Source organism: Microbulbifer sp. SE14, from assembly GCF_059834885.1.
In genome coordinates, this window is the sequence record NZ_JCBAJA010000071.1 from 1 (window position 1) to 1,668 (window position 1,668).

Annotated in this window: 1 protein-coding gene; it reads right to left on the reverse strand. The window is 50.6% G+C overall.

From position 1 onward, the window contains the following. Window positions 1–148: 148 nt before the first annotated feature. Window positions 149–1,666 (reverse strand): IS1182 family transposase, encoded by a 1,518-nt coding sequence (locus tag AC6R19_RS22670; protein ID WP_500582140.1) that lies wholly within the window; start codon window positions 1,664–1,666, stop codon window positions 149–151. Between the last annotated feature and the right edge of the window lie 2 nt (window positions 1,667–1,668).

The following is a 1,668-nucleotide window of genomic DNA, read 5'->3' on the forward strand; positions in this document are numbered from 1 at the left end:
TAACGAGGCTGTAGAAAAACTGTTTCAGGGAATTAGCTCTTCTAGCCATACTTTTGTCGTTCATAGGGGCTGATTTAAACACAGCCCATTTACATAGTCATTCAATTCGGACAGAAAATCACCTGACAGGTGTCAATAGCCTTTCGGCTCACTGAATCGCTCCATAATTCATCAATTTCTCAATATTGTGCACCAGGCAGAACATCCGCCATTGTCCCTGCACCTTGTCTCTACCGCGCAACGAGAACCTATTCAGGCCTTTGTTGAACCCTGTATTGCCGAATACTGGTTCCACCACAGACATGCGATGTCCATAGATCACTTTTCCTTCCCGGCTGTCGACACGTCGCTTCATCCAGTCCGTGGCGGTGTGGCCATTGGTGGTGGTAATCGATACCTGGCGACCGTGCCCCTCTCTTGTCTCGGCGGCGCTCGGATTGCGCATACACTGGTCTTTTAGGTGACAGTTGCGACAGTCGGTCAGGTTACCTTCGAAGGCCAGCTTTACTTTACCTTTGACAGATCGAGATTCACCAACGAACCAGAGAGACTTCCCGGCCGGGCAGATACAGATCTTGTTTTTGGCATCGATCTGAAATTCGCTGGCCGGGATGATCTTCTTCTGGCCCTTGGCATTGTATTGATTCCGCTTACCGTACTTCTTTTTCTGCTTAGAGAAAGCTTTGTCTCTGGATCGGAATTTACTGTCAGGGATGTAGGCGTTGATGTTCTCTTGGCGGAGATAGTCATTATTCTCCTCGCTGGAGAATCCGGTATCCGCAGTCACGATCACCTGGCTTTTGAGGATATCGTCATGCATGCCGGTATCACGATACCGCTTTCTGATGCCGTCCAGAATTGACTTCAATGTATGCTGTTCCTGCCCAGATCCAAAGGCCTGGGCTTCGACAATGATCTGGTGTTCCTTGTCGACGGCGGCGATACCGTTGTAGCCCTGTATTGTGCCCTTGCTGGTAGTCATCTTGGCGGATTCGTTGTCAGTGATATTACTCTTTACTTCTTTTTGGCTCTTTCCTTGCCCCTTCCTTGGGGTTGCCGTCTTTAGGAACTGATCAATCTTGTCGAAGTGCCTCTGGAGGGTTTCAGTGGCCTGAGCGAGCTGCTTCTTTCGGTCTCGCTCTTGGGGCTTTCTCCCGTCGAGCCGCTTATGCTCTTCCATGCAATGTCGGATCTTTTTCTGGATCTTGTCTCGCTTCTGTTCCAGCTCTTTGAAAGTACCGGAATGCTCCTTTGAGGCGTTCGAGGACATTTTGCAGCCATCAATGGCGAAGAGTTCATTGCCAATCAGGCCCTGCTGGTCGCATACCAGCAATACCTGCTCGAACACGGATTCGATAGCGTCGGGGTAGCCGCTGACAAAGTTCGCGATACTGGTGAAGTGGGGGACTGCGTCACAGGAGAGAGCTTTGAAGATGATGTTATGTTCACATTGCCACTGGATCTCGCGGCTGGAGGTGATGCCTTTGGCGTAGGCAAACAGAATGATCTTGAGGAGAATCGCTGGATCATAAGCGGCTCTGCCACCCTGGTCATTGCTGTACTTGTTGTAGAAGGGGGAGAGATCGATATGGCCATCGATCAGACGATGGAGGGTGAACTCGAAAGTGCCGGGCTGGAGCTGGTCTTCGAAGTTGATGACGACCATCG